The sequence below is a fragment of the Ureibacillus sp. FSL E2-3493 genome, assembly GCF_038077515.1.
Lineage (GTDB): Bacteria > Bacillota > Bacilli > Bacillales_A > Planococcaceae > Ureibacillus > Ureibacillus halotolerans.
Genome location: NZ_JBBOPK010000001.1, coordinates 1,595,858 through 1,618,788, shown reverse-complemented (window position 1 = coordinate 1,618,788; position 22,931 = coordinate 1,595,858). Strand labels below are relative to the sequence as shown.

The 22,931-nt window shown below is 34.5% G+C and carries 25 protein-coding genes; 1 reads left to right on the top strand and 24 read right to left on the bottom strand.

Features of this window, described 5'->3' with window-relative positions:
- Positions 1-435: 435 nt before the first annotated feature.
- From MHH69_RS08250 to MHH69_RS08195, 12 genes are all read right to left on the bottom strand, one after another.
- A complete protein-coding gene (locus MHH69_RS08250; protein WP_341362095.1) occupies positions 436-1,083 on the bottom strand; it encodes a GntR family transcriptional regulator in 648 nt (215 codons plus the stop codon).
- Between the two features lie 267 nt (positions 1,084-1,350).
- Positions 1,351-2,097, bottom strand: a complete 747-nt coding sequence (locus tag MHH69_RS08245; protein ID WP_341362094.1) for a tyrosine-protein phosphatase — start codon at positions 2,095-2,097, stop codon at positions 1,351-1,353.
- Positions 2,098-2,118: 21 nt separating this feature from the next.
- Positions 2,119-2,913: a PhnE/PtxC family ABC transporter permease gene (locus tag MHH69_RS08240; protein WP_341362093.1), complete on the bottom strand. Its 795-nt coding sequence runs from the start codon at positions 2,911-2,913 to the stop codon at positions 2,119-2,121.
- 25 nt (positions 2,914-2,938) lie between these two features.
- A complete protein-coding gene (gene phnE / locus MHH69_RS08235) occupies positions 2,939-3,736 on the bottom strand; it encodes a phosphonate ABC transporter, permease protein PhnE (protein ID WP_341362092.1) in 798 nt (265 codons plus the stop codon).
- Complete coding sequence (phnC, locus tag MHH69_RS08230) at positions 3,729-4,550, bottom strand: phosphonate ABC transporter ATP-binding protein (protein WP_341362091.1); 822 nt, start codon at positions 4,548-4,550, stop codon at positions 3,729-3,731. Before phnC ends, phnE begins: the two co-directional genes overlap by 8 nt.
- Positions 4,550-5,482 (bottom strand): phosphate/phosphite/phosphonate ABC transporter substrate-binding protein, encoded by a 933-nt coding sequence (locus MHH69_RS08225; RefSeq protein ID WP_341362090.1) that lies wholly within the window; start codon positions 5,480-5,482, stop codon positions 4,550-4,552. Before MHH69_RS08225 ends, phnC begins: the two co-directional genes overlap by 1 nt.
- Positions 5,483-5,975: 493 nt before the next feature.
- Positions 5,976-6,950: an agmatinase family protein gene (locus tag MHH69_RS08220; RefSeq protein ID WP_341362089.1), complete on the bottom strand. Its 975-nt coding sequence runs from the start codon at positions 6,948-6,950 to the stop codon at positions 5,976-5,978.
- Between the two features lies 1 nt (position 6,951).
- On the bottom strand, positions 6,952-8,208 hold the full coding sequence (gene hutI, locus MHH69_RS08215; RefSeq protein ID WP_341362088.1) for an imidazolonepropionase: 1,257 nt from the start codon (positions 8,206-8,208) through the stop codon (positions 6,952-6,954).
- Positions 8,208-9,881 carry a urocanate hydratase gene (gene hutU / locus MHH69_RS08210; protein ID WP_341362087.1) on the bottom strand — a complete coding sequence of 558 codons (1,674 nt, stop codon included), beginning with the start codon at positions 9,879-9,881 and terminating at the stop codon, positions 8,208-8,210. Before hutU ends, hutI begins: the two co-directional genes overlap by 1 nt.
- 55 nt (positions 9,882-9,936) lie before the next feature.
- Positions 9,937-11,448: a histidine ammonia-lyase gene (hutH, locus tag MHH69_RS08205; protein WP_341362086.1), complete on the bottom strand. Its 1,512-nt coding sequence runs from the start codon at positions 11,446-11,448 to the stop codon at positions 9,937-9,939.
- Between the two features lie 114 nt (positions 11,449-11,562).
- Entirely contained in the window at positions 11,563-12,006 is a 444-nt protein-coding gene (gene hutP / locus MHH69_RS08200; protein WP_122971225.1) for a hut operon transcriptional regulator HutP, read from the bottom strand.
- Positions 12,007-12,175: 169 nt separating this feature from the next.
- On the bottom strand, positions 12,176-12,586 hold the full coding sequence (locus tag MHH69_RS08195; RefSeq protein WP_122971226.1) for a hypothetical protein: 411 nt from the start codon (positions 12,584-12,586) through the stop codon (positions 12,176-12,178).
- A 184-nt stretch (positions 12,587-12,770) separates the two neighbouring features.
- Between MHH69_RS08195 and MHH69_RS08190 the strand changes: the two genes are divergently transcribed.
- Positions 12,771-13,118 (top strand): hypothetical protein, encoded by a 348-nt coding sequence (locus tag MHH69_RS08190; RefSeq protein WP_122971227.1) that lies wholly within the window; start codon positions 12,771-12,773, stop codon positions 13,116-13,118.
- 152 nt (positions 13,119-13,270) lie between these two features.
- Here MHH69_RS08190 and MHH69_RS08185 read toward each other — a convergent pair whose 3' ends face one another.
- The 12 genes from MHH69_RS08185 to MHH69_RS08130 all read right to left on the bottom strand — a co-directional run bounded on the left by MHH69_RS08185 (position 13,271) and on the right by MHH69_RS08130 (position 22,927).
- Positions 13,271-13,924: a rhomboid family intramembrane serine protease gene (locus MHH69_RS08185; protein WP_341362085.1), complete on the bottom strand. Its 654-nt coding sequence runs from the start codon at positions 13,922-13,924 to the stop codon at positions 13,271-13,273.
- Positions 13,925-14,677, bottom strand: a complete 753-nt coding sequence (istB, locus tag MHH69_RS08180) for an IS21-like element helper ATPase IstB (protein ID WP_341361466.1) — start codon at positions 14,675-14,677, stop codon at positions 13,925-13,927.
- Complete coding sequence (gene istA / locus MHH69_RS08175) at positions 14,677-16,221, bottom strand: IS21 family transposase (RefSeq protein ID WP_341361467.1); 1,545 nt, start codon at positions 16,219-16,221, stop codon at positions 14,677-14,679. The genes istB and istA overlap by 1 nt, the downstream gene beginning before the upstream one ends.
- Positions 16,222-16,509: 288 nt before the next feature.
- Entirely contained in the window at positions 16,510-17,139 is a 630-nt protein-coding gene (locus tag MHH69_RS08170) for a DUF3885 domain-containing protein (protein ID WP_122971229.1), read from the bottom strand.
- Positions 17,140-17,221: 82 nt separating this feature from the next.
- Positions 17,222-17,737, bottom strand: coding sequence for a DinB family protein (locus tag MHH69_RS08165; RefSeq protein WP_341362084.1), 516 nt, complete (start codon positions 17,735-17,737; stop codon positions 17,222-17,224).
- A gap of 280 nt (positions 17,738-18,017) precedes the next feature.
- Positions 18,018-18,239: a hypothetical protein gene (locus tag MHH69_RS08160; protein WP_341362083.1), complete on the bottom strand. Its 222-nt coding sequence runs from the start codon at positions 18,237-18,239 to the stop codon at positions 18,018-18,020.
- 172 nt (positions 18,240-18,411) lie between these two features.
- Positions 18,412-18,711, bottom strand: a complete 300-nt coding sequence (locus MHH69_RS08155) for a hypothetical protein (RefSeq protein ID WP_122972750.1) — start codon at positions 18,709-18,711, stop codon at positions 18,412-18,414.
- Positions 18,712-19,282: 571 nt separating this feature from the next.
- Complete coding sequence (locus tag MHH69_RS08150) at positions 19,283-19,792, bottom strand: hypothetical protein (RefSeq protein ID WP_341362082.1); 510 nt, start codon at positions 19,790-19,792, stop codon at positions 19,283-19,285.
- A gap of 207 nt (positions 19,793-19,999) precedes the next feature.
- Complete coding sequence (locus MHH69_RS08145) at positions 20,000-20,275, bottom strand: hypothetical protein (protein ID WP_341362081.1); 276 nt, start codon at positions 20,273-20,275, stop codon at positions 20,000-20,002.
- Between the two features lie 110 nt (positions 20,276-20,385).
- Positions 20,386-20,964: a CBO0543 family protein gene (locus MHH69_RS08140; protein WP_341362080.1), complete on the bottom strand. Its 579-nt coding sequence runs from the start codon at positions 20,962-20,964 to the stop codon at positions 20,386-20,388.
- 426 nt (positions 20,965-21,390) lie between these two features.
- A complete protein-coding gene (locus tag MHH69_RS08135; protein ID WP_341362079.1) occupies positions 21,391-21,648 on the bottom strand; it encodes a hypothetical protein in 258 nt (85 codons plus the stop codon).
- 340 nt (positions 21,649-21,988) lie between these two features.
- A complete protein-coding gene (locus MHH69_RS08130; RefSeq protein ID WP_341362078.1) occupies positions 21,989-22,927 on the bottom strand; it encodes a DNA/RNA non-specific endonuclease in 939 nt (312 codons plus the stop codon).
- Positions 22,928-22,931: the final 4 nt, after the last annotated feature.

Sequence of the window (22,931 nt, the reverse complement as noted above, 5' to 3'; positions counted from 1 at the left end):
TAAATAATAAAATATAAAGATGAAGAAAATATTCTTAAAGCCACTAAGTTATTTTTAACAAAAGGAAAATTATTAGCTGAAATGTCTTCATGTATCACTTTAGGCGCTTTCTTACAAGGTACTATCAAATTGAATCCTAGTGATAAAGTAGTTCTTTTCATTTCGGGCGGTAATATTGGAATGGATCAATTTAGTAAATTTCGGGAGATAGCCATATAAAAGCGCAATTGCTGAAACTTGTAAATTATTAGTTTATGATAAATTCCAAATTCTTTTATTATTAAGTATTCCAAAAATAAAACCTCCAAATGTTAAACAAAAATCTAAACATCTGGAGGTTTTTTATGGGAAATATTATTTTAAACAAATTAGATACGAACTATCCTTTTGAAAATATTCTAGAAAGTCATACTTCAATTATTATTCAAGAAGGATTTAAAAAGCTGTGGTCATTATAATTCGTTCGCGGTTTTTTAAAAATGTGTCTCTACAAATTTGCTTAATGCTAGAATAATTCTGTGAACAAATAGCGTCATAAATTGACTTATTTAATTGATTTCCTGAATAATGCTTTTGATTAGGTGTCAATTTCCAATTAACCATAGCCATTCGAATCCATTTATCTTTCAACGAATCTATGAATTCTAGCATAATTTTATTGTTTGCAGATAAAATCATACATCGAGTAAAAAGAATAGAGCATTGAACATACTGATAATAGTCATCATTTTTTTCTGCTTCCAGTTGCATGTCTAAATACATTTTCAAATTTTCAAGATCGAAGCAAAGCCCCCTTGCCTCAACTTCATCTACAGTAAACTCTTGTAAAAAAAGGATTACTTGCGTGATGTCTAACAATTCTTTCATAGAGATTTCCTTCACAAAAATCCCACGATTTTTAATAGATGTGACAAATCCCTCAGACTCTAAACGTGAGATCGCACCTCTTATTGGGGTTCGGCTCATATTTAGTTCTTTTGCTAATGCATTTTCTGATAATAGTGTACCTGGCATATAATTTGCAGTAATTAAAATTTCACGAATTTTCGTATAAGCTATGTCAACAAGAGAGTGTTGGGTCATTTTTACAATTCCTTTCAACTGATATACACAATAATTCTTACAGTTTTCGGCAAGGATATGTTCCCTTCCATCCAATTCAAATCGGAAGTAACACAAATAACACAAATAACACAAATAACACAAATCTATTATATAATAATTGATTTATAAAAGTTAGATTGTTTAAACCATAATATGGTTATTTATAAATTATTAATTTGTTGTTTTTGATATCTATAAAGAAAAAAGAAGTGCTTAACACTTCTTTCACTAATCTTTTAAACTTTTCTATAATGCAACAGTTTCCTCTAAACCTATTAAACGTTTTTTCACTCGACTAATCACAGCCTGTTCCACACCTTTTTCCATTAAAAATTGATCAATACTTTGATAAGTATGTAGAATATACTCATAGGCTCTTAGAATGTAGTCTCGATTAGAATACATGAACTCCCTTGGAATCTTTCCAAATTGATTATCTTTTTGTTGAATGGACTCTAAATTAGAGTAAGTTACTTCATAATTTGAAACGATATCCTTCTTTTCTACTCCTGCTATGCCTAATAGCAACATGGCCAAGATACCTGTTCGATCTTTACCTGCCGCGCAATGAAAGACGATACAGCCCTCTTCTGCCTGATCAATCGTATTAAAAATTTCCTTCAATGAAGTGTTTTTTTGCTCTAATAAATCAACATAAAAATCTCCCATTGAAACCTTCTCTGTAGATATCGTAATATCCGATACCCTTTCAGTAATAAAGGGGATATTATAATAATGGCAAAAGTCTGCATTTGCAAGTGGATTTTTATGCAACTCAACTTCATCTTCCCCACGAAGATCAATGACGGTTTTAACCCCATATTCTTTTAAAAAAGTTATTTCCTCTTGAGTAAGCTTACTCATTTCACTTGATCTAATAAAAGAATGCCATTTTGTTTGTTGCCCAAATTTTGTGCTATAGCCACCTAGCTCTCTACAGTTTTCTAGACTAGCGATGGGCAATCGAACCCAATTTAATTTTGCATTTTTCATCATATTAGTCTCCTTCAACAATCAACTGTTTCCAAATTTTATATTATTTTTTATTTTCGTCATTACTAGTTCTAGTACAACCATGAGTAAACAAATCATTATTACAATAGTAGTTGTTTGCGCATAGTTATATGTATTAATGGCTTGTGTCAATAAAAGTCCAATCCCGCCTACCCCAATAATTCCTAAACCAATTGATTCAGAAACATTGGATTCAAAGCAGACAGTGATCCAAGAAATAAAAGCAGTAATACAAAGCGGAATCAATCCGTGATAAACAATTTTGAACCATGAAGCTCCTGTAGATTTCATAGCTTCAATAATTTCGCTACCCGTCTCTTCAATACTCCCTGTAAAAGTTTTCGTTAAATAGCCGACCGCAGAAATCAAAATTGTAACAAAGCCTGATACATTACCAAAACCTAGACTCGCAATCACCATTAAACCCCATACTAATGAAGGAACAGAACGAACAATCGCAAAAAAGGATTTTATAAATACGGCTACAAATCGGTTCGGTGCAATATTCGATGCCGCTAAAAAACTTAAAAACATGGCTATAAAAACAGCTACAACCAATGTTAACAAAGCCAATGCTAAGCTAGTTACAATATTCAAAAGTGCATCAGGAACAATTGTAAAATCAACCGCCATCATTCTACTTAATACATCGGGAACATTGTGTAACCGTTCAAAAAACTTTTGAATATCTAAGTTGATAAGCATTAAAGCTGCAATAAACACAGCACCCAATATAAGAACAAGAAGAATCGACTTACCAACACTTCCTTTTGAAGTGACTCGAATGTGCTCCATTGTGTTTTCAATCTCCTAACTTTATTTAAACGAATCGTTTACGAATTGAATTAGTTACGAACTCTGTTAATAAAATAATTATGACGATTACAGCAATAATGGTAATTGCTTCGCCGTATTTAAACAAATTAATATTTGTATCAATTAAAACCCCAATACCACCTGCTCCAACAATACCTAAAACTGCAGACGCTCGGACATTAATTTCAAAAGCAAATAACGTCCAATTAATCCAAGAAGGAACAAACTGTGGAATCACACCATGAAACAAGATTTGAAAATAAGATGAACCATTAGCACGTAATGCCTCAAGCTTATCTCCAGAAATTTCATCGATTGATTCAGCATAACTTTTACTTAAAAACCCAATTGTTACTAGAATCAACGCCAAAACCCCAACAATCCCACCTATACCAAAAATATAAACTAATAAAGCTCCCCAAATAATGAAAGGGATATTTCGTAAAATCGAAACAAAACCACGGGTAATTACTCGTAATGATTTAATTTTATTGGTATTCTCCGAGATTAATATTCCAAAAACAAACGCAATAATCGTAGAAATGTATGTTGATATTACCGCATAACCAAGCGTTTCGACCATCGCTGGAATATATTGTTGTAGATTCTCCACACTTGGAGGAAAGAAGTTTTCAAAGAAAAACATTACAAAGCTTGGTAAACCCACAAGCATCTCTATAAATGAAATCTCTAAATATACAAGGGAAAATATCAATAGAGCAAAAAAAACTACTACAAATACAAAGATTTTTTTAGAATCTCTTTGATCGAGAGGGATGTTATGAATTAATTGCTTATTCATTGTTCTGCCCCACCGCCAATTGTTTTGGTTGTCTTTTTTCAACAAAATGGGTTTCGCTTTCTCCCTTTAGCTTCATTTGTGATTCTTTTCCTTCATAGATATCTTTAATGATTGAATCCGTTAATTGGGATGGTGCTCCATCAAATACAACTAATCCTTTTTTTATCCCAATAATTCGTGTGGCATATTTTTTGGCATAGTCTACTTGATGAAGATTCACAATACATGTCAATTTCTTTTCTTGAGAAATTGTATGAAGCTGCTGCATCACTATATTAGCTGAGAGCGGGTCTAATGATGCAATCGGTTCATCAGCAAGTAATAACTTAGGTCTCTGTAAAATCGCTCGACAAATTCCAACCCGCTGCATTTGACCACCGGAAAGCTCATCCGCCCGTTTATAAATTTGGTCTTCTAATCCCACTTTTTTTAAAAGCTCAACTGCTTCTTTCTTATCTTCATGGTGATAAAGCCCTAACAAACTCTTATATAAAGGAATATTACTTAATTGGCCATGAAGAACATTTTTTATTACATTTGTTCTGCCAACTAAATTATAATGTTGAAAAATCATCCCTATTTTAGAACGTTCTTTTCTTAATTTTCGCCCACTCTGCCCATCGAAAATAATTTCCCCTTTGGTAGGATCTACAAGTCGATTGATACTGCGGATAAACGTGGATTTTCCTGCCCCTGACGGACCGATAATAACAATAAATTCACCCGGGAAAAAATCTAAAGTAATTCCATTCAAGGCACGAGTTTCTTTACCATAGACCTTAACTAAATTTTTTATCGATAGTAATGGTTTCATTATTTCTCATCCTCTAACGCATTAATGGCATCAAGCATTACAATTGTAGGAACATAATAAGTTTGTTCAGTCTCTACAAAGCGAGCATTTGGATCATTATGAACTGCTTCAAAATATTGTTCATCTTCAAAAGAAACAAACGCCTCTCTTATAGCCTCTTTAAAATCTTCAGGTAAATCCCCGCGTATAATATAAGAAGCATCTGGAATATTCTGTGTTCGCCCAATAATTTTAAAGTCGTCTTCCTTAATTGTACCTGCCTGAATCATACTATCCATTTGACCAATCGCTACTGCCGCTGCGTCAAAGTCCCCCATCAGTACACCCATTACGCTATTCGCGTGGGATTCTGAAAAAGTAACATTCTCAAAAAAGTAGCCAGATTGTTCTAATAGATCTGGATCTAAATCAAACTCTTGAACTAGCGTTCCTTTTGGATACAAGTAACCTGACGAAGAAGCCGCATTTACGAATGCAAAGTTCTTTCCTTTTAAATCCTCCATATTGTTAATTTCTTCATTATCCTTCTTTGTAATAAACGCTGTATAATATTCATAACCCTCTACCTGAGGAGTTACTAACAACTCCGCTCCAGCTTTTTGGTTGGCTTGGTAATAACTCATCGGACTAGCTAGCATAATATCTAAATTTCCACTTGCTAGTGCTTCAATTCCAACAGCGTAACTACCACCTTCAAACTCTTTCACTTCAATTCCTAATTCTTCGGAAAGATGATCTCTCAATGCTGTATGCATGGAAGCTGCATTTGGATTGTTTTCATTTGGCATTTGAACTAATGTCAGTTCTTCAGGCCAACCCTTGTTTGCTTTATCATCCAATGCAGATGATGATGATGAACTTCCTCCATTCCCACACGCTGCCAAAGTGGTTACAAGTCCTACTGTTAAAAAGAATTTTGATAAGCTTTTCATCTTTTCGTTTATCTCCTTTTTAGAAATGTTTTAACAATTATTAATGGAATCCTTAGAATTTGTTAGAACTTTAAAAATTTTTAAACTCCACTCATTAAACCTTTAACACCCTACTAAATTCCTTTTAGTCTACTTAAAAGTATGATTAATAATTATTTTCACCCCTTCTTGTATTTAAGTTGTATACAACTAATAATTTACGAATATATTTTTAAGTGTGTTTGTTCTTCGTGTAAAGAACAGATAAATAATTGTAAAGAAGAACTATCGTAGATTCTCCATAATGAAAGAAAAACTCTAAAAGGAAACTCGTTCTATACATTTTTTCATAATCTTTACTAGATACTTTAAGTTATATACAATATAATTTTTGGAGTTATTTTATAATCTGGTTCTTAAACGGAAAAAGACGCATTTCTAAAAGAAATGCGCCAATTGTGGCTAAATAAACCTTAGTAGAAACTATATACACAATCATAAAAATAGTACTAAGTTATTTTAACTGTAATACACGCCCTGTAACAAATTGTAACCATGCATAAACACCGGTCTTAACTGTTTCAGCAACTACTGAATCTTTGCTAGGATCTAAACAAACAAAATCAACATGTTGAACAGAAGGATGTTTTCCGATTTCAAGTAAACTATCAAACAGTTCAACAGATGTCATACCTCCTGGAGTGGAGGCTGGTACACCTGGAGCAACTGATATATCTAGTACGTCCATATCAACTGTTACGTAAATTCGATCTACTTTCACTGATAATTGCTCGAGGGCTTCTTGAAGTATATTGATTAGCCCTCGTTTGCGAGCTTGGTTTAATGTCACCATTTGAATATTGTGTAAGTTTGCATAATCAATCAATGGCTTTGCATTGAAATAGCCATGTAAACCAATGTTAATGATATTTTCTCCTTTAACAACATTTCCATCTATTAATTGCCTAATTGGCGTTCCGTTTGCTGGTCCCAATTCTTTCGGATCCCTTACATCTAAATGGGTATCAAGCTGTAAAATTCCAATTGTTTCATTTAAAAAAGCTTCCTTAAGCCCACGAACCGCACATGCCGTTGTTGAATGATCACCACCAATCATACATGTTGTTGTACTTGAATAATGTTTTGCTAAGTAAGTAGTGGCATCCTGAATCCGTTGATGAGACAAAGGTATATCAGTCATATGCATTGCTACATCTCCAGCATCTGCAATCAGGTAATCAGTTAAATCCACATTTTCGTCCAAATTGTATGTGGCAAATCCTTTCCATGCCCGGCGAAACTCTGACGGGTATAATGAAGCCCCAGATACACTAATGGAAGATCTCGAAATAGGTGCACCGTAGAGAATCATATCGGGTGTTTGTTTTATGTTTTTAAGCTGCTGAACCCAGTGATGTACAAACGTTGGTTGATTTTCCACTGGGTGATTCCATGACCATTCAGGTTCTTGAAGCCAATGCTTGCTCATCTTAAACCACCTTCACACCTTTTTTCCATACAGACTTCACATGGTTTACACCAAATAAATATTGAAGTTCCTGATAACTTTTCGTTTTCCATAACACGATATCTGCTTGCTTTCCAACCTCAAGGGATCCAACTTGTTCTTGCCTGTTGATTGCACAAGCTGCATTATAAGTTGCTGCTGTTAACGCTTCGGCAGGTGTAAGACGCATAGAAATACAAGCCAAATTCATAACAAGTGGCATTGAGGTTGTTGGTGACGACCCTGGATTGCAGTCAGTAGAAATCGCCACTGCCACTCCTTCGTCAATCATTTTTCTTCCTAAAGCTGCCTCTTCACGTAAATACAAAGCTGTCGCTGGAAGTAGACAAGCGATAGTTCCAGACTTCGCCATCGCTTTTATCCCTTCTTCTGATGCTTTTAACAAATGCTCTGCTGAAATAGCCCCTATTTTTGCAGCTAATTCTGCTCCTCCATAAGGCTCGATTTCATCTGCATGGATTTTCGGAATTAAACCATACCGTTTTCCTGCTTCTAAAATCCGCTCTGATTGTTCTGGTATATAAACACCTTTTTCACAAAACACATCATTAAATTCGGCCAGCTTTTGCTCCGCAACGACAGGCAACATGTCATGGATCAAATAATCGACAAATTCATCTTCCCTCCCTTTATATTCAGGCGGTACCGCATGAGCACCCATAAAAGTAGGAACGATATCAATAACATGCTGCTCCTGAAGCCTTTTCATTACTCGCAATTGTTTAAGCTCTGTTTCTAAATTCATCCCGTAACCGCTTTTCCCTTCAACTGTTGTTACACCATGGGCTAAAAAGGAGTCGAGACGACATGTTGTTTGTTCAATTAGTTCCTCTTCTGACGCTTCTCTTGTCATACGGGTTGTTGCGTGGATTCCTCCACCAGCGTTCATAATATCCATATACGTTGCACCTTGAAGACGCATTTCAAATTCATGTTCACGACTTCCCCCATAAACAACATGGGTATGGGGGTCCACTAATCCAGGAGTGACTAAATGGTTCGTGGCATCAACAATTTCTGCTTCATGAATTCTTTCCGAATAATGTTTTTCAAGTTCTTTCGTTGACCCCACAGCTTGAATGATTCCATCCTCAATCCACAAGCTACCGTCTTCGATTAAACCTAAGTCAGACATCGCTTCTTTCGTGCGCGGTCCCTTTTCATCAGAAGCAAGTGTCGCTAATTGTGCTGCATGCTTAATCCAAATAGGTCGTGTCATTACTGATCGTCCCCTTTATCAAGCATCGGCATCTTAATACCATTCTCACGGGCTGTTTTCTTTGCAAGTTCATATCCAGCATCCGCATGACGTACGACACCCATACCCGGGTCTGTTGTTAATACTCGTTCAATGCGTGCCTCTGCCTCTTTCGTTCCATCTGCTACAATTACAACTCCCGCATGTAAAGAGTATCCCATTCCTACACCACCACCGTGATGGACGGAAACCCAAGTAGCTCCGCCAACTGCGTTTAACATTGCATTTAAAATTGGCCAATCTGCTACAACATCCGAACCGTCTTTCATCGCTTCTGTTTCACGATTTGGTGACGCAACAGAGCCAGAATCTAAATGGTCACGACCGATCACAACAGGTGCTTTTAGCTCACCGCTGGCAACCATGTCGTTAATAATTTTTCCAAAACGGGCACGTTCGCCATATCCTAACCAACAAATTCGTGAAGGCAGGCCTTGGAACTGTATTTTTTCTTGTGCCATACGAATCCAGTTACATAAATGCTTGTTATCACTAAACTCACGTAAAATAGCTTCATCTGTTTTATAAATATCTTCCGGATCTCCTGACAATGCTACCCAGCGGAACGGTCCTTTTCCTTCACAAAATTGTGGTCGAATATAGGCTGGAACAAATCCAGGGAAATCAAATGCATTCTCTACCCCTTCATCTTTCGCAACTTGACGAATATTGTTTCCGTAGTCAAAGGTAATTGCTCCCTTTTCCATCATTTCAAGCATCGCTTTTACATGGGTTGCCATCGATGCTTTCGATAGTTTTATATATTGTTCTGGGTTCGAGCTTCGTAAAGCAGCCGCTTCATCAAGGGTCATTCCTGATGGAACATAACCATTTAGCGGATCATGGGCGGAAGTTTGATCTGTTAATGCATCAGGGATAAAGTTTCTCGCAATCATCTCAGGTAAAATTTCTGAAGCGTTACCTAATAAACCGATTGATAATGGTTTCCCCTCTTTTTTTGCTTGTTCAGCCAACTGAATCGCTTCTTCTAAGTTATACGCTTTAACATCTGTGTAGCGAGTTTCAATTCGTCTGTCAATTCTTGTTTCATCTACTTCAATCGCTATACATACACCACCATTCATTGTTACAGCTAGCGGCTGTGCACCCCCCATTCCGCCTAAACCTGCAGTAACTGTAATAGTACCTTTAAGTGTATTATTGAAATGTTGCTTCGCTAGCTCCGCAAATGTTTCATACGTTCCTTGGACGATTCCTTGCGATCCGATATAAATCCAGCTACCTGCCGTCATTTGTCCATACATCATCAATCCTTTTTGATCTAGCGCATGGAACGTTTCCCAATTTGCATAAGCAGGTACAATATTAGAATTTGCCAGGAGAACACGCGGTGCATCCGTATGGGTTTTAAAGATTGCCACTGGTTTGCCAGATTGTATAAGCAACGTTTCATTATTCTCAAGAACTTTGATTGATTTCACAATCGCATCAAAAGACTCCCAATTTCGCGCGGCTTTTCCGATTCCTCCATATACAACTAAATCTTCCGGTCTTTCTGCCACATCTGGATCTAAATTATTCATTAACATACGAAGTACTGCTTCTTGTTGCCAACCTTTCGTATTTAATTTTTCACCTCTAAAACGTGTAATTCTGTTTGTTGTCTCGCTCATAGTATTTCCCTCCTATTAATTGTGATCTTAATAACCCATCCTGAACTTAATCTATCTAAATCAATGCTTTACTTCTCTTAAATTGAAAGGAACCATTTTTTAACCAGTCATTCATTCCTTCAATATCTTTCGAAAATACTCGGTCTGCATTAATATACGGAACAATTTTTCTAGCATTCTCTAACACTTCTCGGGTAGCAGAAGCCATCTGATCTTTCCCACGAATTTCTGCAGCCTGTAAACCGCAAATAGCTTCAATTGCTAACACGCGACGAGTATTTGTAATGACTTGATAGGCATGGCGTGCTCCAATTGTCCCCATACTTACATGATCCTCTTGATTTGCTGATGAAGGAATTGAATCAACACTTGCTGGGTGTGCCAATGTTTTATTTTCAGAGACAAGGGAGGCTGCGACATACTGCATAATCATTGCACCTGATTGTAATCCTGGTTCAGGACTTAAAAACGGCGGTAAATCATTTAATTGAGGATTTACCAGTCGTTCGATTCGGCGTTCTGAAATATTCGCAAGTTCCGCGATGGCAATTGCTAAAAAATCCATCGCAAATGCAATTGGCTGACCGTGGAAATTACCTCCTGATAACACTTTTTCTCCGTTATCAAAAATTAATGGATTATCCGTTGCAGCATTCATTTCTATTTCTAATTTTTCTTTCACATAGTTTAATGTTTGCCATGTAGCCCCATGTACTTGAGGAATACAACGGATTGAATATGCATCCTGAACACGAAGTTCTCCCTGCTTTGTTATTAAAGAGCTATTTGATAAATAACCACGAATGCGCTCTGCCACCTCTACTTGCTCTCTATAGCCACGTGCTAAATGAATATCTTCATCAAAGGCATCAATAATTCCCCGTAAGCCTTCGATTGTAATGGATGCAATAAGTTCCGATTGATAAGCTAGTTTTTCTGCTTCCAAGTATGCAACAACTCCCATTGCAGTCATTGCTTGAGTACCATTAATAAGTGCTAAACCTTCTTTAGCCGTTAAAGTGATCGGCAAAATAGTTTCTTTCTTTAATGCCTCGATTGCAGATATTCTCTCGCCTTTATAAAAGACTTCTCCTTCACCGATTAACACTAAGGCCAAATGTGAAAGCGGCGCTAAATCACCACTAGCACCTAATGATCCTTGCTGAGGTATTACTGGATGAATTCCAGCGTTTAATAACTCTAGCAATCTTTCAATGACAACAGGTCGTACACCTGAAAAACCTTTTAATAATGCATTTGCTCGAAGGAGAATCATCGCACGCGATACAACCTCTGGAAACGGTTCTCCTACCCCGCAAGCGTGGGAACGAATTAAATTGAGCTGTAGCGCTTCAACATCCTTTTTATCTATCAGTACATCACTGAATTTCCCAAAACCTGTTGTAATACCGTAAACAACCCGCTCTTCAGAAACGATTTTTTCAACCGCTTTACGACTCTCCTGAACCTTTCTCATGCTCTCTTCCGAATAAACCACTTTTTCTCCTTCAAATAAAACCTTTCGTACCTCAGAAAAAGTAAGTGTTTGACCATTTAATGTAACCATTTATTTTTCTCCCTTCGATCACTGTTGTAACAATAGAAAAGGGGACTATATCAAAGAAATCACTAAAAATGATTTCTTGATATAGCCCCCTATTAACTAAATACTATGGGCAAATTATATGTGATTAATGCCTAAACCAATTGTTTCATGTTCGGAGCCTTTAACCGGCGCTCCAATTGTTCCATATAAAGAAACGGCAACCCATTCTCCCTCTTGCTCATTTTCATATGGGTTTCCACGTAAAACAGCAAATGATAAACCAACTGTTCTAAGGACAGATCCTATCTGTACTTGACCTCTCGTTATCCCATTTAACGCTTCAATTATCGCATGATATAATGCGTGTGATTCCCGATAAAGGTCCGGATTAATCACTCCATTTTTCTTTGCCGCTGTTTCAATTGCAGCAACGACTTTATGCGTATCCATTGCTCCAACTTTTCCCGTACAACTCTTCCAATTCAACTGCTCGAGCATTGCCACATGTTCACTTGAATCTTCAGAGAGCAAAAGTAAGATGGCGTGTTTCCCAATACGGCGATCTTTACTTAGTGCCATATGAACAACTCTTTTCATTTTTCTAAATAACGTCTAATAACTAATTTTCTAATGTCTAATAACTATTTTCATAGTAAGCGCTTCAAAAAAAAATGTCAAATAAATTTTTGAAGATTTAGAAAAAATATTAATCTAATTATTAATAACAACAATACAAATGAATTGGTACTTAAAAATTCGAGTATTCTTGCTTCAAATCGTTATATACTTGCATAGCTAATTCATATATCTCATTATTTGGATCAATTTGATAATTTCCAACACTATCATTTAGGTGAAAAATCCCCTTATCATCAATCACTAAAGTTCCTGATATCTGATCATTAAGAACAAATGTGATAGTTATTGCTTTTCTAAAATTAATTTGTTCGTTGGTTTGTCCAATATATTCTATGCTATTGTATGCATCAACTAATGACTGAACAGTTTCATTCTCTACTTTTTTATCTCCACTGTATAAACTCTGCCCCAAACTAATATCGAAAGAATCCACTTTAATTTTATCTACGGAATTATGATTACATCCAGTTAATACTAAAAATACTATGAGAATGATAGAAATAGAGAGACAATTTCTCACATTTCTCCCCCACTCTTCAATTGGAATGGCTACTCAATCGGCTTAAACTTTAACATATATTTCCAAATAATTGTCATCATTATTTGATGTTAAATATTTACAAAAAATTTACTTTTCTATTTCTTAATAATGGTAGAATAAAAAATATTCAGACAAAAATCACTATTTAAAAAGGAGTGTACCAGTGGAATATTATTTAGACTTTGTTTTAGCAATAGTATTGACTTCTTTATCTTACTTAATCGGTAGCTTATTACTTAAGAATAGATTATCAGTTTTTCATGCTTTTATTATTGGTACCTCGGTAGTATCATTAGGTGCAATTACTGAAGCCTTAAAGGCACCTATGTGGCTTATTATCTTAGTACCTTTCCCAGTTGGAATGATATTGCTTTTTGTATTCTTGAGAGAATCTGTGAAAACATGGTTAAAGACATATTTGTTAACGTTAGCTATTTATTCAATATTACATGTTATTATGAGCTTCTTTTTTAATTTCCACTCTTTAATACCCGCATGGAAACTATCTTAATTAAAATAATTTAAGTGAATTCGAATTAAACAACACCCGAATAGGTACTTTTTTAAGTATCTACTATTCGGGTATCACTTTGTAAGAGAAAGCGCCCGTTTGTTTTAATACATTTCTAATGTCTCGTTCTCATTACAACTGTGAGACTACAGTTATGTAGAAAATAATACTTGCTGTTCCTTTTTAAACACTAAAGCAGCGAAAATGATCCCCCCAATGAATCCGCCAAGATGACCTGAAAAACTTACGGATGGTATTAATAAGGTCATCATAAAACCAATGGCTACGAACATAAAGATAAACTGCCTATCCCTCTTATAAAATTGATTTCTAAACTTTAGAGATAAATAAATGTACATACCCAATAAGCCATAACCGAATCCAGAAGAGCCTGCAACATAATCAATATTAGAGAAAAAATGTATGAAGATGGTGGTAAATATACTCGTAAATAGATAACATAGTACGAATTTCACTTTGCCTAAAGTTCGTTCAAGCGGCCATGAAAACAGTATAATAGAAACAATATTAAGAAAAAAATGCGGATAACTCATATGACCAACTGAACATGTAAGAAGCCGCCAAAATTGTCCGTTATGGATTAAATCTCTATCGTATGCTCCTAAAAGCACTACATTTTTTTCTGTATAGCCCCCCATCATTGTAATAAGAATAGTTAAAAGAGAACAAACTCCAACTATTAGTACTGTTATGGGATACTTTTTAATAAATGTCCTAAAATCCTCTTTAATGATTGTATTTCGCAAGTAAAAATTGAGCCATTTATTAATTAAAAACTGATCCACTTAAACCGAACTATTTTCTAGCCATTCTTTTGTATCTAATATTCGATAAGATGGTCCAACCATGTCTATCATATAGGCTCTATGTGTTAATCGGTCTGTTAAAGCAGCTGTTAAAACTGGATCATGAAAAACTTCTTCCCAGCGATCAAATGATAAATTACTTGTAACTATCGTTGACGCTCGTCCTGCCCGTAGGGAAAGATGAGTAAATAATAATTCTGCGCCTTCTTTATCAAAAGAAATGTAACCTAGCTCATCGATAATCACTAAATCATACTTTTCAAACCTCAATTCAAATGAACGTAACGTTCTTTCAGAACGGCTTTCTTTTAACTGATTTACAAGGGATGACACCGTTGTAAAATACACCTTATAACCTGCTAAACAAGCTTCAATTCCTAAACCAATTGCTATATGTGTTTTACCTGTACCTGGTGATCCGATTAATAAAACGTTTTGTTTTTCTTGAATAAAATCTAATTTCTTTAAATGAGAGAGACGAGAGGCCGCATTTTGCGGTAATCTCTCAGTCTCTAATTCAGTTAATAGTTTCTTTTCTGGAAAATTCGCTGAACGAATCCGATTCGCTTTTGCTCGCACTTCTCGATCTTGCATCTCTTGGACCAGTGCGTGATATAAGAAATCTTCTGCTGTCTGATATTGTTTCCACATATCATCATCTTGTATAAATCCTCGAATGCTTGGTAGTCGAAGTTCTTTACACATTTCAATCATTTCTTGTCGCTTATCCATTAATGAAGCACCCCTGTCTTTTTAGTTTCGAATAATGCCGTAATGGCTGAAAGATTTTCGAGAGATTGGGTGGTGACCTCATTTTTGGAATGTACAGTTTTATGAATGTGTTCGCATTGATTAGCTAAGAAAATAATCTTATCTGTTGATATTTGAACCATAGGGTTCTTCTCAAGTTGTTCAACTGCCACTATGATTTTTTCTAGATTGTTATGTTCTTTTAGATAGATAAGTAACTCTAGAAAATCTCGCTCATTTCCAATATAATAATCTTTGTATAATTTTTTTATTTTTGTTGGTGCTTGACTCAAACATTCACTTTGAGCCAATGCACCTTTTTTCTTTTCAAATGTACGTAAGTAATGATAGATATCCATAATCCACTGATGGATCTGCCAACTTCGCTTATGTGTTGCGATACAGGCATTATCACTAAAAATAAGAATTTTTTCCGCACTCGCTTTTACTTTCACCCATTCTCCTACATGTCCTTCTGGAACAGAATAACGATTTTGTCTATAAGTAATCGTGCTATATTTGTCCACTCTAAATTCAAACAACTCAGAGGCATCAAATGGAATAATATCTGCACTTACTTGCCGAGCTGCACGTTCTTCTAGCATTAATTCATGGTGGGTTTGATTTTTCTTATAATGTTTACGAGAGTTTAATCTCATGATGATTTCTGTTAGATAGGCCTGAGCTTCTTCTAAACTTGTAAACGTATCTCGATGGGCAAATGCTTTCCGACGGATGTATTCTACACTCCGCTCCACATGCCCCTTCTGATTTCCTTTTCTCGGTTCACATAGTCGTATTTTAAAATGATAATGCATCGATAGATTTTTCATACCATCGGTAATCTCACGCTCAGTTCCAATAAAGTTTTTTACAACAGTTCGCATATTATCGTATGTAAATACCTCTGGTACAAAGCCTAAATAGTTAATACACTTTACATGTGCATCTTGTACACAAACCATTGTTTCTGATTCATACAAATAGGCAAATCGATCATTACTATATGGTAGGGTAAAGACCGCCATCGAAAGAGAACGTAACGTTTGATCAATGATTAATTTTACTTCACCCCAGTCAAATTCAATCTCATGACCAGCAGTTGCCTTTTGACGAATAAACACTTCTTTTTGACGTTTCTCCTCACTATTTACAAAATTTCTAACAGTGGTATAACTAATTTCAAAACCTTCATCTAATAACTTTTCATGAATATCAATCATTTTTAGTTGTTGCTTGTGCATCTGATGTTGCCGTTTAAATTCATTATCTTTTAACATTTTTCGAATACGTTTCATCACCGTAGGTGTTAATGCACGTTTATTGCCTTTTCGCTTTTTATACGACGGAGGCGTTACATAGTTATCTGTAATAGGTAGTTCTCGAATATCTTGCTTTCTTTTTTCAAGATCCTCTTCGATATACTTTTTTACAGTATTCCGAGAAATCCCAAGCTCCTTCGCAATTTGACGTTGACTCTTATTTTCTTTATGAAAGGCTAATAAAACTTTTTGTTTCTTCTCCAAAGAAATCACCTCTATACGCTCCTAACTCTATGAAGTTAGGATTATTTTCATATAAAAGTGGCTCACTTTTCAACTGCGATGGTGGCTCAGTTTTAGCTTATCAAATACAAATGATAAACAAATTATCTCAACACCTTCTTTATACTATATTTTTACATGCTATTTGGATCAAGATATAATATACCGCTTATAAAAGAACCGAATTTCCACAATTTTAACATAAATTTCCAATAAGCTCCAAAAAATCATCCTATTCGGAGAGGATGATTTTTTGGAGCTTATTAAAAGTTATGGTTTAGCATGCAAATCCCAACCGCTAAAAGTTTCTAGTAGTTTTTCGTGTATATTTTTATCAGCGTTAATCATTTCACATCCTCTATCATCATAAAGGTGGAAAATACACTTCGTTTGAACATTTATTAAAAAAACATCAGGCGCGAAAACGCAATGAGTTCTTCTTAATCGAGGTTGTAGAGATTGGAAATCCTCATGAATTATTGTTTTCAAAAGGTATTCTAGCTTTAAATCGGATACTTTACAGTACAATGTCATTTGCTGAACAAATAAATGATCTTCATCATATTGCGATTGGAATTCATGTAACCGTAAAGAATACTTTAATTTTTGTTCCTTTACAAAACGTTTGAAAAAATTAGGATAAACTACTTTGTTTGTTTCTTTTGGATATGCATTTACTACCAATAAGACGTCATCTGTTTTGCTGAAAAGTATAGGAACAATCTCAGATACTTGTTTATACACCGCATGAAACATGTCGATGTTAATACGATTATTATCATCAAACTGATAAATATCATTTCCTAACTCAAGATGTATTCCCATATTCCATTGACGGTAAAAATCTGGTGTTAAAGAAAGACTGCTATAATGTTTATCCATAATTTGTTTTAGTTCCATTTATATCCACCTATTTACTTCTATCTTATTTATCTATAACATTTTCTAAAAAATCCTTCGATTTGAAATTGTGGAGATCATTCTAATTATCGAACAGACCTCTTCCTCTCAGATTGGCGGAAACTGGGTCTTTTCCTATTTCACGTGCCCATATGGATAACTGACCAATATGATGAATTTCGTGGACAATGACATGACGTATGATTTCTCCATGTGTACATTCGATGACTCGACGTCTGATTGGTGCATCTCTAGAGCTAATGGGTGCTACACTAAAATCGGCTTCTGAAAGTTTATAAGATTCCATTTCATTTGTCCAAGATGTCACAAATGGTTTTACTTGCTCGTGGTACTGGGTTGAAAGGTTTTTCACTTTTTGTAGGCTAGCATATTCCTCAAACAAGGGCTCCTCAGGTACTGGTATACCTCGCAAACCTAAAATCCACATATATTCCACATCCACAATGTGAAATAGGGTATGTAGAATACTTCCGAATCCGCCGATCCGTTTCTTTAATAGTTCTTCCTGAGGTATATCCTCACACCATTTAAACCAATCATCACGGACTTGCCAGTTGTATTGAAACAGTTTCAACATTACAATACCTCCAATTCTCTATAGATTAAATAGTAAATTCCATCAAAATACTTTCAAATCCTTTTTATTTAACCCTTACTAAGATTCACCACAATTTTGGTCAAATGTGAAAGACGCATTCTTATAAAAAAATGCGCCTGATTTATCCATTCTTTATATCGTCAGTCCTTTAACTCAAATCCATTATCATGTTGTTTTCAAGTAATCTACTTGTATTACAAATTTTGCAACTTTTTAGATAAGAACTCCACTCAATAAAAATGCATGTTCAAAAGTATAATTACAACCTTTTATTATTCTTATAATTTTTTGTATATAGGTATACCTTATTATCAGTTGCTGCCCGGTTACCTATGAAACTCATGATTGCCAGTAAAATCCCAAAGAAAACAAAAGCAGCAACGTAATAACCTTGAAACATAGAGACAAAGGACGCTACCATCAGTAAAATCATCATAACAATTATTATTATCTGTCCTTTTCCTTTTCTTTTACCTTTCATATCTCAACCCCCAATTCGCTCCGCTTTATTTTCTTATATGTTAATACGGCACTTTGCAAGAGAAAGTTTCCTTTTACTGTTTAAGTTTATTACTTCTCAATTTCGCCTAAATGTTAAATTTAATTTTTTCAAAAAAACGTTGATCTATCTAAGATATTAATAAATCGTATTCTTACCTTTCCCCAATCTCAGCATGAGAGGGTAATTTCTTATCAAAAAAAGTAAAAGTTGGTTCATGGCTTAATGTTAATTCAATGCCTTGTTGCATCTCGGAGGGTAAAATACATATCCTTGTGATTTCTTCACTATAGATAACCCTATCTTCATCTATAATTTCTCCGTTTTTCTCAAGAACCTTTACTTTAAAACTTTTATGTTGATTAATAGAATTCCCAATTACCTTTAACAACAAAATAGCATCATCGGTTGTTTTAACATAAATAATTTGTCCTGTATAATTTACAATGTCCATATTTCACCTCGTTTTTATATTGGCGCTTATAAAAAAGTACGATATTTAATGGAAAAAAGTTTCAAATTAGGAGATCTAATAGAATGCCCAGTTTATTTAACACGATTCACAAATTATATAATGTTTTTTCTCTTCGTAATACTTCCTATACAGCCAATAATAAACATAAGGATTGCAATTATTTCAAGAGGTATGAATAAAAATAGAAGGCCAATTCCTACAAATCCTTCATGTGTTATGTCTCTATAAATGATTGAACCAGCAACAGTAAATATAGGTGTGAAAATTATCGCTAAGTAGACGCTCCATATTATAAAATTATGTATCCAAGAACGTTTAGAAGTAAGAATGAAAGCCATTATAAAAAAATGATAAGAACTGCGAATAACGAGGCTATCATTTGGAACCACTCCTTTATAATATTACCTAAATTTTAACATTAAAATCCAAAGATTTCTTGTTTACTGATAAAAATGAGCGCATATTCTTATTCAAACAATAGCACCCAATTGCAGAATATTAGAGATCGTAATTCATTATTAAGCACAAAACTTGTAAACTAACCTCACACTTAAATGTCTAATGCAACCACATAACTACCTGTACCTTCTTCCCAAGTAGCTAGTATTTCATATTTTGCTTTGCCTTTTTCCTCTACATCCTTAAAGTTAAAGTACGTAGCAATCATCTTATCAATGTTATCGTAAACCCTTATTTCGTAATTTAGTGGTTCTTTTTCGAAGTTTAGAATGATAGGTTCATTAAGACTAACATTCACAGCATCTTCTATGTTAACTAATTCTGTTGATGGCATGAAATCTGCCTGTATATCTACCGTTTGTCCTGTTTTCGAATCTAAATAACTCCAACTGTAACCACCTTGGATTGTTCTAATTTCTTTTTTTCCAAAAGTAATTGTAAGTGAAGGTGGTTTCTCCCAGTGAGTCAAGTTAACTTCTTGGGTTATTTCTTTATCACCTGAAGTAACATTTTGCTCTGACTCAACCACATTCAATCTACTCCACCCTACTAAAGCACAAAGTGTACATATGACACCACTAATAAAAAAAATTTTATTCAAAATATCCCCCCTTTAAATTAGACAATCATTTTAAAATTAAGTTTCAAAATTCTTGTTACTCAAATCTAGTTTAAGTAGATTCCTTATCGACTCTTTTTTCAATTAAATTTAAATAATCCTCAGAACCTAAAAAGGACACCTTCTTATGAAAGAAAGCGCCCGATGCTCAAAATTGCTATTCAATTCAAGAGCCCAATAGTTGAATCATCAAAAGGCAGTTCCTTTTGAAAGTTTCTTTTTAAAAATAAAGTATGTTAATACACCTAAGCCAATATATATAATCAACATACCACTCCCCATTATTGCTGAGAATTTAAATACAATAGTTAGTGAGTATAAATTTAGTAATATGTAGAGTGTTAAAAATAAAATTCCTTTTTTTCTGCTTTTCAAAAGGACAGAAGTAATAATGGCCAATGCTAAACTAGCGCATATTAATTGACCTAAAAAAAGCATTATATACATCAAAATATCATATTCCATAAAAAATCCCCCTTTTCTATATAAATTCTCCAAATAGAAGTAATTTTCCTGTTCTACTATCTGCCCTATTGATGAAAACAGCACAATCCTCTTAAGAATTGCGCCGTTGTTTAAGAACCATTAATTGATTGTTGTTTTTGTAACCATAAAAATAAGTTGGTAATCAATTTAGATACAATGAATAACGCTATATAAGACAGGAATAAATAAATATAATTTATACCCTTAAACATATGGAAAAAGTGGAAATTGACCATTATTGGTTTTAATACGAAAGCAAAAAAGGCTGATAATAAAACTGAATATAGGTATATGTTTTTTTGTCGGTTCAATGTCCACTGATATAACAACATAAAACTTACCGGTACTAAGGAAGCATCTAGAGCAAAACTTGGTAAAAAGGGAACGAGTTCATATGGATATTCCCATAGCCCCATACTAATACCAATTTTATTAATATATGCGAACCAAACATGATAATTAAGTCCAAAAAAACCTAAAAGTAACGTTTTCCTTTTATCTATTGTAAAAAGTAATACTATAATTGGGACAATTAATGCTAAAACTACTATCCAAAATTGCCATGTATGAAAATAGGAAAATGATTTCCAATATTCTAATTGAAGTTGGTTTAACTCTTCTAACATTTCCCTTATTTGATTTAACAATTCTGATTGCTTTTCCTTCATATAAAAATCTCCCTAATAATATCTCTATTATTAAGTAATCTAACCGTATTCTTGTTTAACTATTCTTCTTCCATTACAAAGGGACGATTATATTCAAGAATTACGCTCCATTATTGAATAAGTCTTTTCCAAATGGATATTTTAACTCATACTCGATTATTTTTTAAAATTCTCATCTACCAATGAATGGGTTTCCTACTTGATCAATCATAACGGTTATTCCACTTTCGGCAGCAGTAAAATTCAACATGTTAGAACTCCGGTCTGATTTAGTTATCACGATTAAACTTAAAAATCCCAACTTACCTTGAGTATAAATAATTTCAAAACGTTTGTTTTCCAGTTTAGTTAAATTAAAAATAAAAATTATGGATTCCCCGTTTCAAAAATAAGTACTGAAACTCCCCCATTCAATTGGAATTACTTTTAGTTCAATACATCAATAGATGGTAATGGAGGGTCAGGAGTAAAAGTATCAATTGCAACAACAATAATGATTGCAGTCCATATAATCATATCCATTACACTTCCAATTCTAATTAACTTAATCTGTATATCCGATAATTCTGGAACCTCTTTATATCTCCATCGATCTAAAAAGAAATAACTTTCTTCTGGTTCATAAAGACTCCAAATACCATAACCATATACAGGTATCGAAAAGACTATCATAATGAATAACATAACCCTTTCCCCTTTTCTTTTTATTATTTATACGATCCTTCTTTTAAAGAAGATTCAGTTTTTTCTAGCAACCCCATTCATAACTAATACTTCCAGCGATAGGTTAATTTTAATGAAATGTTTGACAAACCAATCAAGCTACTTTACCCGTTTAGAATGTCAATCTGATTTATGATTTGGTTTATAATCCCTTAATGAATGAAAAAAGACGCATTCTTATTTAAAGAAATGCGCCAGATAGTTGAAGATCGTTATTGAAAGAAACTAGACAAATTTTATTGATGATATCCCACTAGGAAACTGTTCTTTCATTCATTTTAGCCTCAAAGAACTTAAGAACTTACTCACCTACCATACCGTCATTATCATTATCTTGCATATATTGGTATAACCAATGATCACTTGTTATTGGCATACTAAAACCTGCTGCTTTTGCTTCTTTAATCGTTACCTGTCCATTACCGTTTGTATCAATACTAGAAATATCACCGGTTGTGTTTGAACTAGTTGAATCAGAAGGCTCACTACCTGTTAAACCAAGTGATTCGTTTACTTCGTCAGGGTTCACATTGTCAAATGAATCAACAATCTCATTACCCATTAACGTATAAGTATACTGATAATGGGAAGGAATCTGTGTTTCCGTATTTGGATATGTAATAATTGCTTCAAAATTAGTAGCTCCACCTGCGCTACGGATGGCATCCTCCATATAAGCTTGATCACCATGTCGGTTGAGCGTACTATCTTGTGGGGTAATATTATAAGCGTTCGATACCCCGCCGAGAGAATCAGCAATGATATGTCCTTCATCTAAATCGTCACGTTCAACGCCAGGAACCTTTGCCTCATCAGGATAGTATCTGCCAGAGGATAATACAGGTTCGTTCCGATCATCTTGTAAAATGATTTCGTCAGCAATAACACGTACTAGTTGCCCATATTCATTGGTAAATGCCCAATATTCACGGTCCCCATAACCTATGTTAACGACGACGTTCGATTCTCGATATCCAGACAAGTCACCTCCATCAACTTCAATAAATTTGTATCCTGAGAACAGTTCATCATTTGATTGGGCCGGTGTTTCCTCATCAACTGTTTCATCAACAATCGTAGGGATCGTTTCTTCCTTTTCGTTCTTTTTATTTGTTTCAACTGTAGTTTCTTCTTGTTGGTCTGTTTCGACATCTGCAACGGATGAACCTTCTCCGTTAGTACAACCAACGATAAAGATGGTCATTACAAATAAGATTAAATAGTTCATGTTCTTTTTCATTTTA